12 protein-coding genes and 1 tRNA gene are annotated in these 16,049 nt (G+C 54.9%); 7 read left to right on the top strand and 6 right to left on the bottom strand.

What is annotated here, in order from left to right:
• The first annotated feature begins 14 nt into the window (after positions 1–14).
• Positions 15–578 (top strand): hypothetical protein, encoded by a 564-nt coding sequence (locus RDV48_11805; protein ID MDQ7823473.1) that lies wholly within the window; start codon positions 15–17, stop codon positions 576–578.
• Between the two features lie 3 nt (positions 579–581).
• Here the strand turns inward: RDV48_11805 and RDV48_11810 are convergent, their stop codons facing one another.
• Both RDV48_11810 and RDV48_11815 read right to left on the bottom strand, forming a co-directional pair.
• Positions 582–899: an FHA domain-containing protein gene (locus RDV48_11810; protein MDQ7823474.1), complete on the bottom strand. Its 318-nt coding sequence runs from the start codon at positions 897–899 to the stop codon at positions 582–584.
• A gap of 19 nt (positions 900–918) precedes the next feature.
• On the bottom strand, positions 919–4,338 hold the full coding sequence (locus RDV48_11815) for a Clp protease N-terminal domain-containing protein (GenBank protein MDQ7823475.1): 3,420 nt from the start codon (positions 4,336–4,338) through the stop codon (positions 919–921).
• Positions 4,339–4,688: 350 nt separating this feature from the next.
• On the opposite strand from RDV48_11815, the gene RDV48_11820 reads away from it, so the two are divergent.
• A complete protein-coding gene (locus tag RDV48_11820; protein MDQ7823476.1) occupies positions 4,689–5,894 on the top strand; it encodes a Fic family protein in 1,206 nt (401 codons plus the stop codon).
• 29 nt (positions 5,895–5,923) lie between these two features.
• Here the strand turns inward: RDV48_11820 and RDV48_11825 are convergent, their stop codons facing one another.
• Both RDV48_11825 and metG read right to left on the bottom strand, forming a co-directional pair.
• On the bottom strand, positions 5,924–6,814 hold the full coding sequence (locus RDV48_11825; GenBank protein ID MDQ7823477.1) for a metallophosphoesterase: 891 nt from the start codon (positions 6,812–6,814) through the stop codon (positions 5,924–5,926).
• Positions 6,815–6,933: 119 nt separating this feature from the next.
• A complete protein-coding gene (metG, locus tag RDV48_11830) occupies positions 6,934–8,958 on the bottom strand; it encodes a methionine--tRNA ligase (protein MDQ7823478.1) in 2,025 nt (674 codons plus the stop codon).
• 155 nt (positions 8,959–9,113) lie between these two features.
• On the opposite strand from metG, the gene RDV48_11835 reads away from it, so the two are divergent.
• From RDV48_11835 to RDV48_11855, 5 genes are all read left to right on the top strand, one after another.
• On the top strand, positions 9,114–9,266 hold the full coding sequence (locus tag RDV48_11835; protein MDQ7823479.1) for a hypothetical protein: 153 nt from the start codon (positions 9,114–9,116) through the stop codon (positions 9,264–9,266).
• Positions 9,267–9,269: 3 nt separating this feature from the next.
• The gene (locus tag RDV48_11840) at positions 9,270–10,307 is read left to right on the top strand and encodes a lysylphosphatidylglycerol synthase transmembrane domain-containing protein (GenBank protein MDQ7823480.1); all 1,038 of its coding nucleotides are present in this window, start codon (positions 9,270–9,272) and stop codon (positions 10,305–10,307) included.
• Positions 10,273–11,499, top strand: coding sequence for a glycosyltransferase family 4 protein (locus RDV48_11845; protein ID MDQ7823481.1), 1,227 nt, complete (start codon positions 10,273–10,275; stop codon positions 11,497–11,499). The genes RDV48_11840 and RDV48_11845 overlap by 35 nt, the downstream gene beginning before the upstream one ends.
• A 23-nt stretch (positions 11,500–11,522) precedes the next feature.
• Positions 11,523–12,473 (top strand): DMT family transporter, encoded by a 951-nt coding sequence (locus RDV48_11850; protein ID MDQ7823482.1) that lies wholly within the window; start codon positions 11,523–11,525, stop codon positions 12,471–12,473.
• A gap of 259 nt (positions 12,474–12,732) precedes the next feature.
• A complete protein-coding gene (locus RDV48_11855; protein ID MDQ7823483.1) occupies positions 12,733–14,019 on the top strand; it encodes a double-cubane-cluster-containing anaerobic reductase in 1,287 nt (428 codons plus the stop codon).
• Between the two features lie 61 nt (positions 14,020–14,080).
• On the opposite strand, the gene RDV48_11860 is transcribed toward RDV48_11855, so the two are convergent.
• Together RDV48_11860 and RDV48_11865 are read right to left on the bottom strand one after the other, a co-directional pair.
• The gene (locus RDV48_11860) at positions 14,081–15,430 is read right to left on the bottom strand and encodes an MFS transporter (protein ID MDQ7823484.1); all 1,350 of its coding nucleotides are present in this window, start codon (positions 15,428–15,430) and stop codon (positions 14,081–14,083) included.
• Between the two features lie 173 nt (positions 15,431–15,603).
• A tRNA-Met gene (locus tag RDV48_11865) sits at positions 15,604–15,677 on the bottom strand.
• Between the last annotated feature and the right edge of the window lie 372 nt (positions 15,678–16,049).

Here is a 16,049-nt window from a genome sequence, read left to right on the forward strand (position 1 = left end):
AAGCGGGTAGATTTGTGCCGTCAGCCAAAGAATCTTTCAACAGAAACAAGCTTGCGATTGACTATGTGATAAATCTTTTCGGGACAAACTGTGAGCGGGTAAAGCAGGAAGCGGGCTTCAACCTCATCACCCCCGAGGGATACAAGGTGAGAGTCTGCTCAGTGTACCCCAGGGTGAGAAAAAACTCCAAGACCATCCGCTTCACCCTCACAGAAAAAACCATGATTGAGTCAAACTACCTGGCCTTTGTGGAGATGGATCGAGAAGACAAGCCGATTGACTGCAAGATAGCCTCGATAAGCGACGTGAGGGCGGCCTGTAAATACACTCCCCTTCCCGACGGCAAATCCTTCTCGATGAGCATTGAGTATGACAAGATGAAGCTTATGGAGAGTGTCATCCACTTCAGGACAAAAGGCCAGAAAGTGATCTACATCAACGAGGCCGGATTTGACCATACTCACGCCTATATCCAGGTGCCGGGCCAGGATATTGAGAAGGTCTCGCGATGGACTGTCGGGGAGTTCCGCTGCCTTATCTGCAGCAAGACAAGGAAGCTCGCCATCGGGATGGTATAAACACTATCCCACGGTAATACACTTTATCAGAGTATCACCGATCTTGATAATGTCCCCCGCCCTCAACACTGCCTGATCCTTCACAAAATTCTCATTGACAAAGGTGCCGTTGGTGCTGTTCTGATCTAAGATGAAATAGGTGTTTTTCACTTCGCCCGATATTATTCTCGCATGGGCACGGGAGGCGGCAGTATCGAAGGGGATGGCGATATTGTTCTCCGAAGCTCTCCCGATTGTCACCGGGAGCACGGTGAACCTGTGCCGCGTGCCGTCATAGACTCCATTGAGCATTTCTGTCTCAAGGACATATTTCTCCGCCATGAGCCCCTCCCGCCTTATATCAGGACATGTCAGACACGACCAGGATAAAGTCCTTCCTGGTAATCACTTCAAATTCCTCGAGCCCCAGGTCCAGGAACTCCTCCTTCTTGAAGTCGTGGACCTTGCTGAAGGCATCTACCACTGCATCGGGGTATATGCTTTCAGGGAGGTATTTCTCCACAAGCTCGGCGGCGTGGTCAACAAGCTGCCCTTCGATCTTGATCTTGAGATCATTCTCTATGACCTCGCCTGAAGCTTTGAGAAAAGCCGTCGCCTGGGCGACGGACACCTCTTTTATCTCCAATAAGGCAAATTCGGCATGGAGTACTCCCGCCACCTCCTGATAGTCCGCCTGGCTTCCCCAGACAAGGCATCTCATCCCGGAGGCCAGCAGTGCAGAGAAAAATCCGGCCATGAACTGAGGATTCGCCTGCCTCACCGCGGCGAGAGAGAGGGTGAGCAGCGCCGGTCCTCCATTCCCCGCGGCAAAATCCTTCAGAAGCGCCATCTTCTTTTCTGCTTCGCCTGTGGCATCCAGGAAAGCCTGGTCATCCAGAACAAAATGAGCTGCCTCATTGCCTCTTGGCGATATCTCCTGCACATGCGAAAGAAACTCGTCTGCCTTGAGAGCCGAGCGGCACAGCACTGCGCAGTGCTTCCCCGGCGATGCAAGCGCTGCTGAAATCTCTTCCAGTTCCTGTGGCTCCCAGAGGGTGCCCGGGTAGTGCCTGCCTCCTTCAAGGCTGTCGGCTCTTCTGAGAAATTCCTTTACCGATTCATAGGAAGCAGTGCTTTCTGCAGGGCTCTTTTCCTGAGGCTCCACCGGGCGGGATTCAGCAACTGCCCTGCCGGCATAAGAGCCATCATCACGCGATTTTTCCTGAAAAACGGAAGCTTCGCCCTCGATGAGCACTTCTGCTCCTTCACCTTCTTCATCGGCCTGGACGGCTGCTCCATACTCTTTCTCTGCAAGGGCAAAAAACTCTTTGAGAGTGACGCGCTTTTTCACGCCAGAGAGCCATTCAGGGATGACATGCTTCGCCGGAGGGCCAGGAGGTGGCACCTGCTCGGCCATAATCAGGTCCGGCTTCACTTCAACAGGCGAAGGCTCCGGTCCCATATAAGGCAGCTCTTCTTCAGCAACCCTCCCGTAGTCTTCCTGAGAAGGGCCTGCCTCTTCCTGCACCGCCATGGGCTGAGGTTCCTCTGCCATGAGGTGAGGAATCTCTATGGCCTGCTCGCCTTCAAGAGGGAGAATCTCTATGACCGGCTCATGGTCAAATGGAGGAGCAGGATGGCTTTCAGCGGCAGAATCACTCACCGCCGGCGTCACGGCGGCCTCCACTTCCTCCAGGGGAGGCTGAGGCTCAAAGGGTGAAGGAACGATGCTTTCGGCACTGTCAAGGTAACGGAGGGAAGAAGGCCCTTCCGGAGGTGTGTTGTTCACGGGTTCCTGCGGGGGAGCCTGTGGCTCAAAGGGTGACGGAACAGGGCTTTCAGCATCGCCAAGGTAACGGAGGGAAGAAGGCCCTTCCATCACAAGAGGCGGAAGCTCATCAGAGAGAGAGCTTTCTGCCCAGGGAGGCGCGGGGACCTGGGAGGGCATCGAATCGGAAGGCTCCGTCACGCTCCAGGGAAGGGCCGGCTGAAAGGGTTCCACCGCTTGAGGCTGAAAGTCCGCGATCTGTGGGGGTTCGGCCGGAACAGGCTCTGCCGCTGCTGCAGGGAAAGGTGCAGGGGTATCGACAGCATCGGGAAAAGGAGACCCTATGGGAGGCCACCCCTCGTCGCCGGCAGAGAAGGGGGAAAACTGCCCGGATGCCCCCTCATCCATAATCAATGTCCGTGAGAGGGAATCGGGGCTTTCTGGCCTGCCGCCGAAGGGACTCACCGCAGGGAAGCCCTCCTGGGCCGCGGGAGATTCCGGGGCCGGCATGGGGCCGGTATCGGCACTTTCACCGATTATTCCAAAGGGATCAGACTGCTTCAGGAACGGGAAGGCATCATCCTGTGCAGGCGGTGCCGCAGACTCTCTCAGGGTCTTCATCGCAAATTCCCTGAGTTCCGCCCCGATCTCCTGAGTTTTGAAATCAGCCGGGTCCGCCTCCCTGGTCTCTGCCTCCTCAATCTTCTTCCCCGGCCATTTGAAGTCATTTCCGAAATCGGCGTCAAGCATGTCATGAGTGATGTCTATTGCCGGATCTTCGCCCTGAAGCATTTTCCTGAGCTCAAGATCCGCTCCTTGAGATCCCATCCGGGAACTGACAGGAGGAGGAGCAGCAGGCGCAGGCTCCTGGCTCATCAACTGGCTTATCTGCACAGGCTTTTTCTGAGTGGTGAGGAAGCCCCCGGGAGGGGCCGGGGCCGCCGGGCCGCTCTTGACAAAGATATCGCTGCCGTCAAGAGATACATCGACAGGCCTGCCCACCGTGCCAAAGAGCAAATCTCCCCCCGTGGGTCCCGGGGGAACACCCAGCTCATCCTTTGCTATCTCAAGCACTTCCATGAAGGCCTCGTCGTCAAGGTGCATTTCCACGAGCTCGTCAAAAGGCACTTCCCGGGGGCCAATCTTCAGCACGCTGGGGAATTTTCCATAGCGCTTGCATACGGTGTTGATCTCCCCTATTATCTTGTCGCTGAGGTTCTTATCCTTCAGCTCCTTGATGCTCATCTGGCGATCGCCTATCTGCAGCATCTCCTGCCTCTGTGAAGGCGGGTCATGCTGCACTTTCCACGGCGCGGCAGGCTTGACGGTAAGCTCCTGTGTGGTCTCCGGGGAGGCGGGAGGCTTCTCTTCGCTGCCAATCTTGAAAATGTCGCTTATCGATATCGGCTTGGAGGTGAGCGGTGCAGGCTTTTCGGGGGCTGCCCTCACTTCCGCCTTCAGCTCAGCGGGCTCAGGGGCCTTCTTCTTTGCCTCATCATCCTTTTTATCGTCCTTCTCTGCAGGGACGCCGCCGTCGGAGCCAAGCTCCTGCTTCACGGCGTTGAGAATGTCATCAATTGCGTAATCCTCGCTGATAAGCCACCGGTAAGCAAATCCCTCCTTGTCCTGGAGCGTGACCCAGAGAATATGGGCTTCCTTTACATCGACGGAGTCCTTGAACCGGGTCCTCTCGACGGCCTCTTCCCATATTCTCTGCACCCTGGGCGTCACGAGGTAGCCTTCCCAGATCTGCTGCTTCTTGGCGGGATTGTAGGCCCGAATCAGCAGATCCTGGATCTTTTTCTTCCAGTTGACCTTGCCGCCTCCTATGACTCTCCTGATAAGGGAGCCCTGCTCCGAGAGGAAGGCCGCGAGAAAATGCTCGACTCCCACATAAAAATGCTTCTGAGACTTGGAAAACCTCTGCGCGATAATGAGGTAATTCTGCATCTCAGGGGATATGTTCTTGAACACATCCCTTGAATCTCTCGGATTATTGGTAGTATCTTCCATCGCTTATTGCCTGCCCGCTTTCTGGGTGCCACCCATGATCTTCTCCGGAATACGGGGTAACTTCCTCCTCTTCATCATTTCCTCCTATATTTTATACCAGAAACTCTGCCATGTAAACCAGTGCAGCTCCTCCCGGGACAAAAATCTCCCGGGGGCCCCGCCTCCCAAGAAGGAAAAAAGCTCTCTGCAGGTGAAAAGATAAAAGATATCGTTGAGAATTTATGCTCCAGAGCATACCAGACGACATCATGGTAAATTCTGAAATGCTCATCGGTTCTGGATTCGGCTCTGGATGTCATGGAATTTACCAAGTGCGTCAGCATATCTTTTAAGTAATGCGAGGAAAGAATATGGCAGTAACAAAGCATGATCTTTTTCTTGCCATCGCGGCAAGCGGTTCAATTGACGAAGCTGATTTGAAACAGATGCTCTTCGTGACCGATGAGCGGCAGTTCATGCAGGACCTCCAGTTTCTCGCGGGGGACAAGCTCATCGACAAGCAGGGCACCAAGCTGAGCTACGTGAAAAATCCCAGCTCCGAGGTGCTCTTTGACCTCCTTACCTTTGCAGTGACCTACGATATCAACTACAACAATTACTTTTCAAGCCCCATGCTCATTCTCCTTGAACAGACCTATCTTCAGAAATATTTCGGCCTCCATGAGGTGCAGCAGGTTGACCAGATGAAGCGGATCAACATCTCCATCCTCAGAAAGGACGGCTTCATCATCGTCGTACAACCCAGGCCGTTCCTGGGAAAGATCATCCAGAACAGCTTCTTTGACTATCTTCTCAAGGTCAACAAGCGCAATCCCACGCCCATGGACAAAAAGAAGAAAGACATCCCCGTGGAGACTTTACTCGTGGAAAAGCTGATGAAAAAACAGCTTCAGGCGAAGATGAAGTCTTCAGACCCTTCCTCAATGCCTGAGATACAGTACCTCGAGGATGATGACCCGTCAAACAGCGTATTCATCAATCCCACCAAGGAGCAGCGGGCCATCAAAGCCCGCATCAGCCTGAGAAACAGGGAGACCTTCAACGTGACCTTCAAGGAGAACCTGAAGAGGGCCGAGCAGAAGATGCTCTCCAATGTGAACAGCCGCGTGCGCCTCTCCAAGGCGGTCGTCATGGACTACCACAAGATCCTGATGAACGATCCCGCCATAGGGGGGCTCTTCAGAAAAGAAAACGTGCAGGTTGCCGGGAACCCTTACTTCAAGACAGCCCACTTCAACAAGGTGGAGCATTTCCTGGACAAGCTCCTTGAGCGCTACAATAAAACCACCTTCAAGAACATGCCTGAGGTAGTGAAATTCGGCGCCTTCCTCCATAACGAGCTCCAGTTCACCCATCCCTTCATTGACGGCAACAGCAGGCTTACAAGGCTCGTGATGGACCATTTCTTCAGGGAGAACAACGCTCCCATCTATGAAATACCCGTTTCCTACATCTCGCGGTACTCGGCAATCACCAAGGGGTCCAAAAGAAGAGACGACAACCAGCTTTTTGAGCTTCTGAAGGAGATTTTCCTCTACATCATATGCAAGAGCTAGAGCCTCTTCTTTGAGCGCGCCGGCCGGGCTCAGACTTCCACAAGAACCGGGTTGGTGGGCGCCTGGGGATCGAAGCTTACGTTCACGCACCTGATTACTCCCTTTGAGAAGGACTGCCTGTGGTGAATATGGCCCCATAAGGCGGCAGCGACCTTCGGGTGCCGGTAGAGCACATCGCCCAGCCCTTTTGAGCCGGCAAATGCATTGGTAAAACAGACGTTAGGCCTGGCGTTGTCCCTGATAAGGCCCTCCTTGAAGGGCAGGCAGTGAAAGGCGGCAACTACCTTGTCAGCCTTCTTGCTCACCTTCCTGAGGTCATCCTCCAGTTTCTGCTGCAGCATCTGGGAAAATTCCTTGTCCTCCCAGAAATCCTTGATATAATCCTTGTCGTTGCAGCCGGTGCCCTGGATAAGGCCCAGGAAGCCCCGGTAGTATATTTCCTTCTTCTTCCAGTCTTCTTCCGAGAGCTCCTCCCATTTCACCACCTGGGGCATGGAAAGCTTCTTGGAGTTCTTGTACCTGATATACTGCGTGTTGGGAGGAGGGGCATAGACCCGTGAGAAAGTGTAGTCATACCACCCGATGTTCCCCACGAAGCCGACGCCGCGGTATATGATGGGCTCCTTGTCAAGGGGGTGAAACTTGTGCTTCTCCACTATGGCCGGGACTGTTTTCTCATAGCGCTCCCTGGAGCTTCCGTCAACGGTCCAGATGTCATGGTTTCCCGTCACAAAAAGCTTGGGGCCGGTAAAATAGGAAAAATTGCAGAGAAACTCGTCAAAGGCCTCGTCATTTACCGGCGCAATGTCGCCCAGCAACAGAAGCACATCGGCGGCGTCCGTGGAAAGGCGCCTTGCAAGCGAAGACATCTTCGCCTGGTACTTGGGGATATGCACGTCAGAAGTCGCGATGATCTTCATAATACCAGAAGTTTCACATACCTCAAAAGAAAAAAAACTCACACTTTTTCATTTTATAGATTAGCAAAAATCAGGTGCTCTGTCAATGAGTGCCATTCCTTTTTCACTGGAGCTTCCCATCAATGGATCCTCTGACCTGGAAGGGCCCCGCTGTCGGGCTTCAGAAGAAATATCTCGCTTCCCCCCTTGCCGGAGGCCAGTACCATTCCTTCACTGGTGCCGAATCTCATTTTCCTGGGCTTGAGATTGGCTACCGCTATCACCAGTCTGCCTTCAAGTTCCTCGGGTTTATAGGCGCTTTTTATCCCTGCGAAAACGGTTCTTTCAATGCCCCCTATGTCGAGGACAAGGCGCAGAAGAGTATCGGCACCCTCGACATGTTCTGCCTTGAGCACTTTTGCCACGCGGAGATCCACCTTGGAAAAGTCCTCAATGGTGCATTCCGGGGCCATGGGCTCATCGAGGGCCGGAGCCTGCGCCTTCACTTCTTTGGATGTACCGTGCTCATTCAGAGATTCTTCAACCACTTTGTCTATATGCTCCTTTTCAATTTTCTGCGCCAGGTGATCAAACTTTTCGATGAGGGAGTTTTCCACGGAGCGCCCCACGTCGTTCCACACAAGGGGCGGAACAGAGAGATAGCGCTCCACCTGCTCCGCAAAACGTGGAAGGACAGGCTTTATATAGAGGGTAATAAGCCTGAAGGCCTCCAGGGCCGCCGTGAGGGTGGAACGGGTAAGCTCATGATCGCTCTTCACCGTGGTCCATGGTGCCTTATCCTCGAGAAACTTGTTGGCACAGTCGGCGAGCCGGCATATCTCCTTCATGGCCCGCTGGTATTCAAGCCTCTCATAGTGAGAGGCGATTGCCTCCGAAGAAGCGGCAATAGAGGCGACAAACTCGCGGTCTTCGGGGGAAATGACGCCGCAGCGTCCCTCAAGGTTTCTCCCGAGCATTGAGCCCACGCGGAAGCCGAGGTTGGCAATTTTCCCCAGGATATCGGAATTCACGCGGGCGACAAAATCAGTCATGTTGAGATCGATATCCCCCACGCCGGACCCCATCTTGCAGGCATAATAATAGCGCAGGTACTCGGGCGGGATGTGTTTTGCAAAAGTCTCTGCCTTGATGAAAGTGCCGCGGGACTTGGACATCTTTTCGCCGTCAACGGTGAGAAACCCGTGGATAAATACTTTGGTGGGGCATGAGAATCCGGCGCACATGAGCATGGCAGGCCAGAAGAGGCAGTGGAAATACATGATGTCCTTGCCGATGAAATGATAGATCTCCGTATCGGGCGAGCGCCAGTAAGAGTCAAAATCCTTTCCGTTCTTTGTGCTCCAGTTCTTTGTGGAGGCCATATACCCCACGGGAGCATCAAGCCAGACATAAAAGTACTTGTCCTGGGAGCCGGGGATCCTGAAACCGAAATAGGGGGCGTCGCGGGAGATGTCCCAGTCCCTGAGGCCCTGCTCAAACCACTCGTTGAGCTTGTTGCGCACCTCGGGCTGCAGATGCTCGCCGCTTGTCCAGACTTTGAGCTTCTCGGTAAAATCGCCGAGCCTGAAGAAATAATGGACCGTCTTCTTCCTCACCGGGGTGTGTTTGCACTCTGCGCAGACAGGATCGGAAAGCTCGGTGGGATCGTAGGTGGAACTGCACGCCTCGCAGGTGTCGCCGTATTGATCAAGGGCGCCGCATCGCGGGCACGTGCCCCTGATGAACCTGTCGGGAAGAAACATCCCGTCGTGCTCGCAGAAGAACTGCTCAATCTCCCGCTCCGCGATATGGCCGTGCTCCCTCATCTTCCCATAGATGAATTCCGAAAGCTCCCTGTTTTCCGGGGAGTTTGTCGTATAATAGTTGTCAAAGTGCACGAAAAACTTCTGAAAATCCTCCTGGTGCTCGCGGTTCATGGTCTCGATAAGCTTCTCAGGGGTGATGCCTGCCTTTTTTGCGCTTATCATGACAGGCGTTCCATGGGTATCGTCGGCACAGACATAAATGCAGTCGCGGCCGCGGAGCTTCTGGAAGCGTACCCAGATGTCCGTCTGGATGTATTCCACAAGGTGGCCGATATGAATAGGCCCGTTTGCATAAGGAAGTGCTGACGTGACCAGCATTCTCTCAGGAGCGTCTCCCATGGCGTGACTCCTTACATTTACTTTCTCTCTATTCACCATGCCATGGCAATATCCTTTTATAGCCAGGAGCATACCGCACGCCACGGGAAATAAGAGGAAAAGATGGCATCGCTGTGCTATTATTGAGGAAACATATGTTTTTCCAAGGAGGGCCCATGGAAGCACTCACGGAAATGCTTTTCGATTACCACCTCGAGGAGCTGAGATCGGGAGGCATTGAGCCCTCCGGGGAAGTCCGGGAGCTCATGACCCTGGATGTGAGCCTCAATGCCCAGGGCATCCTCCATTACCTGAGAAAACCGAGGTAGACAGTGTTTTCAAGAAAAAACTGGCTGAAACTTTCAATCGGCTTCCTGATAAGTGCTGTCTGCCTCTTTTTTGCCCTTTCCGGAATCGACTGGGCCGCCCTTTCAAGAATCTTCCTCACGGTGAAAATACCCTTCGTGCTCCTTTTCCTCCTCATTCTCTGTCTTACCGTGGCGCTGCGCTCCCTCATATATTACCGTTTCCTCGGCAGGCAATGCAGGGTGAGCCTCCCTGCCATCTTTGAAGGGCTCATGATCGGCTACATGGTAAACAGCCTCTTTCCCTTAAGGGCTGGTGATGTCGCCAAGGCTTTCCTGATAGGCACAATGAACCGCACAAGCAGGACTTACACGTTCACCATAGTGGTCATAGAAAGGCTCTTTGATATGATCACCCTTCTCATCTTTTTCCTTGTCCTGCTGCTCCAGATAGGCCCCGGGAAGCACTTCACCCATGCGGCGGCAGCCGTCGCTGTCGCAGTGGCTCTTGTGCTTGCCTTTATAGCTGCAGTTCTTGGATACACCAGGCTTGTCCTGACAACCCTGGACAGGCTGAAGCCTCTCTTCGGAGAGGCGCCCGTAGAGAAGATAAAATGCAGGATTGCCACGGTGAAGGAGGGCTTTACCGTGCTCACGAGCTGGCGCGACGTGCTCTTCATCCAGGGGATCTTTCTGCTGATATGGGGAGGTTACCTTGCGGTGAACTACGTGACGGGCCTGGCCATCGGAGTAAATCTGGGCTTCGCCCAGACCCTTTCCCTCATCATAGCCATTGCCCTTGGCTCTGTCATCGCATCGACGCCGGGACAGCTGGGGGTGCACCAGTATGCCTGCGTGCTGGTCTTCACCACCTTCGGCTTCACCCGCGAAGAGGGGCTCTCCTTCTCCCTCATCCAGAACTCGCTGAGCTTTGCCATGCCTATTCTGCTCGGCTGGCTTTTCCTTCTCCACGCCAATATCTCGCTTGCCCAGATTTCACAGGAAAAAGGACTGCCCAAGGAGAGTGCCGATGAGAGTGCTCCATCTCCTCTCACAGAAACCTGAGGCCACGGGGAGTGGTCTTACCGTGCAGGCTGTCATGCGGGAAGGGGCCCTGAGGGGCCATATCAATTACCTCCTCGCGGGCGTTTCCGTGGGGGAAAGGCCCCTTCTTCACTCCCAGGGGGAACTGTGCTGCACCTATGTCGAATTCGAAAGCCCCGGCCTCCCTTTCAAAGTAGCGGGGATGAGCGATGTGATGCCCTACCCCAGCACGCGGTTCTGCGATCTCACAGGGGAACAGATGACCCTGTACGAGGAATGTTTCAGGGATAAGCTCAACAGCGCCGTAAGCGAGTTTCAGCCCGACCTCATCCATGCAAACCACCTCTGGATTATCACAAGCCTTGCCAGGAGAGCCTTGCCTGATATCCCTGTAGTGGCCACAAGCCATGGTACCGACGTGCGCCAGTTTCACCTCTGCCCCCAGCACCGCGAGAGGGTGCTCTCAGGATGCAAAGGTCTCGAGGCCGTCATGGTGCTTCATAACAGCCAGCGCGAAGAAGTGCAGGCCCTCTATGGAATAGCCCGTGAGAGGCTCCACGTGACAGGCACCGGCTACGATGAAAGGCTCTTTTCCCCGGGGAAAAAGGAATCCGGCGAGGTCCAGGTGGTCTATGGGGGGAAGCTCAGCAGGGCCAAGGGAGTCATGCCCCTTCTGGAGGCTGCCGCGCTACTTACCGATCTTCCCTGGCACCTCCACCTCGCAGGGGGCGGCGCCGGACCTGAGAAAGATGAGATAGTCGAAAGAGCCATGGTGATGGGAGGGAGAGTCACCCTCCATGGGCCCCTTCCCCAGCATGAGCTCGCTCAGCTCATGGCGCGCTCCCACATTTTTGTGCTCCCCTCATTCTACGAGGGATTCCCCCTGGTCCTCATCGAAGCCCTCGCCTCAGGCTGCTCCCTTGTCTCTACTGACCTTCCCGCCCTGAAAGAGCTCTTCCCGGGAGATGCCCCCCCCTCACTGGAAGCAATCGCTCTCCCGCCCATGAAGGGAGGGCCCGACACTCCCGATGAAGGAGCGCTCCCGGCCTTTGTCGAAGCACTGTCGCAGGCGCTCAGAAAGCAGATAACCCGGCGAATCAAAGAAACGGAGCTCCCCGCGGAGCATTTCAGGCCTTTTGTGAAAGGCTTTACATGGAAGCAGGTCTTTGAGAGGATAGAACGAGTTTACTTTTTGGCACTGAAGAAAGGATAGAACCCTTCAGAGCACCAATGGCAATGAATTCATCACAGGACCCGTCACCGAAGCCCTCCAGGTCGAAAATCGCCGCCATAGTGATACTCTGCCTTGTATCATCGTCAATAGAGCCCATCATCGCGAAGTATGCCTATCTCCACGGCGCCACGCCGTGGCAGATCCTCGTCATCAAGTTCATCGTCGGCGGCGTGGCCGTTCTTCTGCTGCTGAAAGGCTCCCGGTGGCCCGGGGTAAGAAATGTGCTGCGCATCTTTTTCATGGGGATGCTCCTCATTGCCACCAGCGCCCTCATTCTTTATTCCCTCAAGTTCCTGCCCGCCAGCATCCTGATTACCATCATCACCACCACGCCTGCGGTAGTGGCGCTCGTGAACCAGATGCTGGGGAAGGAGAGGCTTGCAAAGACCTTCTGGCCGGGCTTCCTCCTCTGCTTCACCGGCATCCTCCTCACCATAGAGATCCACAGGATTCTCACCGGAGAGGTCTCCTTCAGCTCCATAGGCCTCCTGTGCGCCTTCTCCAGCATAGTGCTCTCAACGGTGTACCGCACGAGGATGGATGACATCACGGCAGAGTTCCCTCCCGTGATAGTCTCGTCTTACATGTTCATCATCACTGGCCTCATCTCTTGCGCATTTATTCCCTTCATCCTGCCGGTGGCGAAGCCGTCGCTTTCCGTGGGAGCTATCGTCGGCATTGCCGCCGTCGTGGCGAACGTCACCTTCGTCGAGGCCATCCATCTGCTCGGCTCCACAAGGATGTCAATGCTGGGGCTCCTGCAGCGCCCCATTGTCATAGCCTTTGCAGCCCTTTTCCTGAAGGAGCCCCTTTCCATTTTGCAGATCACAGGCATCATAATGGTTCTCGGGGGTATTCAGCTCGCCAGGGTGGAAAAGCGGAACAGGCATGGCGAGGCCTCTGAAGGAGAAGAAGAGGGCGGGGAGAATATTTCCTCAAAGAGAACCGCCTGATAAAGCACAGGAGTGCCAAAGGAGGTGAGTGCCGTGTCCCTGTCAATGAAAAATTGATCTCCCGTGAGATCATCACCTGCGTGCAGGTGCCATTTTATCAGTTTTTTCCGGGAGCAGGGACCTGGCATTGATGAAGCCTCTTACCTGTCTCCCCGGTAAGTCCTCATTTTCACGGTAACGGATCTTCCCTTCTCTTCACCGCAGCGGCCGTTCAGTGATGAGGCTTATCCCATGCCAGAATAAACGAAAGGAGACTGTTATGACCACTGCCACTGAATCTTACGTTCCCATGTGGAAGGAGCTTGGCCTTGACCTCGAAGCCCACGACAGCCTTCTCAAGGTGCTTGGAAGCTATTACGTCGATGTCTATTTTTCCCAGAAGGACCGCCCCGAGGGGATGAAATATCTGGACTTCGTGATGAGCGAGGTCCATGGCCTCCGTATCAAGGAGCTCCAGCAGGACAAAAAGACCGGAAAGAAAATTATCGGCACCTATTGCGTCTTTGTGCCCGAGGAGATGATCCTGGCCCTGGACGGCGTCTCCATAGGGCTCTGCGCCGGCGCCGAGGTGGGATTCGCCGAGGCGGAGCGGTACCTTCCCCGATCCACCTGCAGCCTTATCAAGGCATTCTTCGGCTTTACCCTTGCCCGTGTATGCCCTTACGTGGAATCAGCGGACCTCATCATAGGCGAGACTACCTGTGACGGGAAGAAAAAGGCATATGACATCTTCAGGGAGATCAAGAGCCTCTACGTGATGGAGATACCTCATCTGAAGAACTCCATTGACAGGGATCTCTGGATCGCCGAGCTCCACAGGCTGAGAGAGCAGCTTGAAAAAACCACGGGGAAAAAGATGGAGCCCGGGAAGCTCAGGGAGAGCATTGAACTTGTGAACCGCAAGCGCGATGCCCTCAACCGCATAGCGCGCCTGCGCGCCCACAGCCCTGCCCCCATTTCCGGGAAGGACGCTCTTCTCATCAGCCAGGTCTCTTTTTACGATGACATCACCCGCTTCACCAGGCAGATCAACGCCATTGCCGACGAGCTGGAAGAGCGGGTGAAAAAGGGCGAGGGCGTCTTTCCAAAAGAGACCCCGCGCCTGCTGATCTCAGGGTGCCCCATGGCCGTTCCCAACTGGAAGCTCCCCCACCTTGTGGAGACCTCAGGCGCCGTTATCGTCGGCGAGGAGTCCTGCGTGGGGATGCGCAACATCCGCAATAACGTCAAAGCTGAAGGCGACACCGTCGAGGCCCTCATAGAGCGTATCGCCGACCGCTACCTTCAGATAGACTGCGCCTGCTTCACGCCCAATGATGAGCGCCTTGACCACATAGTGGAGATGGCGAAAGAGCTCAAGGCCGACGGCGTGATCCATTATGCCCTCTCGTTCTGCACCCCCTACATGGTGGAGAGCTACCGCGTGGAGCAGGCTCTGAAAAAAGCCGCCGTACCCCTTCTCAGGATCGAGACGGACTACAGCCAGCAGGATGCCGGGCAGCTCAAGACACGAATCCAGGCTTTCATTGAAATGATCACCAGGTAAAAGCGCCCCCGGGAGCGCTGCCTCCCGGGGGCTTTTTTTCAGGCGGAGGCGCTCCTCGCCTTCATTCAGGGCGGGAAGTGAGGCCGGGCGCGATGTACCTGTGGTAGAGGGCAAGAAGAAATGCCGTGACCAGGGCGATGGCGCCATAGACTGACCACATCATCATCGGCGTGATCCTGTGCGCCTCAAGAAGGCTGTACATGGTGCCTCCGAGGGTGTTCGCCACGAAGCTTCCTATGCCTATGGGAAGAAAGCCGTAACCGAGAAAAAGGGCCACCTGCTCAGGGGGTGCAATCTTTCCCACGTATTCAAGAAACTTGGGGCTTGCCGCCATCTCGCCCAGGGCCAGGACAAATATGGAGAGAAGCACGATCCATACCACCTGCGTGCTTCCTGCGATAAACATGGCGCATCCTGCAACAGCAATACCGCCTATCATCGCAGGAAGGGGCCTGAAGCATGAGGTGATGCGGCTCACGACAAGCTGAAAAAGGATAATGGCGCCGGCGTCAAGATTGGTGAGAAGCTCGGGAGGCACTGCCTCGCCTGCCCTGATTGTCCCTGCAGCCACAAGGCTTATGCGGTGCTCCAGAGCTGCGGTCCATGGGGCATGGAGGGCCGAGGAGAGGTTTTTCACCGCCTCCAGCAGGGGAAGGGTGTTCACGTAATCCCGGAGATAGAGGCTCATGGTGAGAAAAAGCTGGAAAAAAACTATCCAGAACCCGGAAAATATGACAAGAAGGGTCATGAAGCGCCAGTTCGCGATGACCAGCATTGAATCGGCAATGACATGCCCGAAGCCGTGGCGCTCCTTTTCCTTCGCATCCCTCTCTCCCGGCTCGCGGTAAAGAAACACGGCGGGAATGAGCATAAGGCCCACCCAGATCGATGAGGCAAGAAAGACATAGCTCCAGTTGTGGACCCTCAGGGTGCTCGCCACGAGGGGGCCGAGGAACCCGCCGATGTTCACGATCATATAATAGATGCCGAAACCGAGGGAGCTTGTCTTCTCGTCGGTGGTCTTGCTTATGGTGCCCGTGAGGGTGGGCTTGAAGACGGCCCCTCCCATCGATACGAGCATAAGGGCCGCAAAGATTGCGTAATAAGACTTCGTATAAGCCATGGTAAAATAGGCTATGGAAAGGGAAGAGAGGGCAAAGACAAAGGCCTTTTTGTAGCCGTAACGGTCCGCCATGGCCCCGCCGAAGATGGGGATCATATAAAGAAAAAAGGTATAGATTCCCATCATCAGCCCTGTTGACTGCTTGGAGAACCCGAGGCATCCTTCCCCTATCTGCCCGGTAAGGTAGAGGGCAAGCACGTTATACATGCCGTAATAGGCCATGCGCTCGAAAAGCTCCATGAAGTTGCTCACCCAGAAGCTCCGGGGGAATTGCCTGAAGAAGTTCACGGGGCATGTGCTCCTTTATCAGCGATGGAAAGAAACATTCTCCCCTCCCCTCGGGTCTTCCTCCACTGCCTTCACGGCAAAGCCTTCCCCGGGAGGCGGGGGCACCTCGCCGCTGAAAAGGAAAGGCGCAAACGAAATAGAAAAACGCCCTTCAGGGGCGTTTCCATATAAAGTTGCGGGGGTTGGATTTGAACCAACGACCTCCGGGTTATGAGCCCGACGAGCTTCCTGACTGCTCCACCCCGCGGTGTGATGACAATTTAGTATTATAGCATATTCCTGGAATATGTCAAGCGTGAGAGAAAAAAAGCGGCTACCGCGACAATGGCCGCAGAGACTCTTTCACCGCGGCCCTGCAAGGCCAGTATCGAGAGGCCATGGGAAAATCTCCGGGCCAGCAGGTTCTGCCTGTGTGTGGATGCAGCTGGAGGGACAGACCCAAGCGCTGTCCTGATAGGAGAATTTCCCCTGTCCTCCTGCACTATGGGCTTTCGGCTCAAAGCCGCTTTCTTGAGCCGTTCCTATAAACCAGGAAAGGTTCACCGATTTCAGGGGCGCCAAAGAAGAAGGTGAGATTGTGGGGAGCCCGGCCCCTTATGGTGAGGGTCCGGAGGCCGTG

The sequence above is a fragment of the Candidatus Eremiobacterota bacterium genome (assembly GCA_031082125.1).
Classification (GTDB): Bacteria; Vulcanimicrobiota; CADAWZ01; order CADAWZ01; family Ess09-12; genus Ess09-12.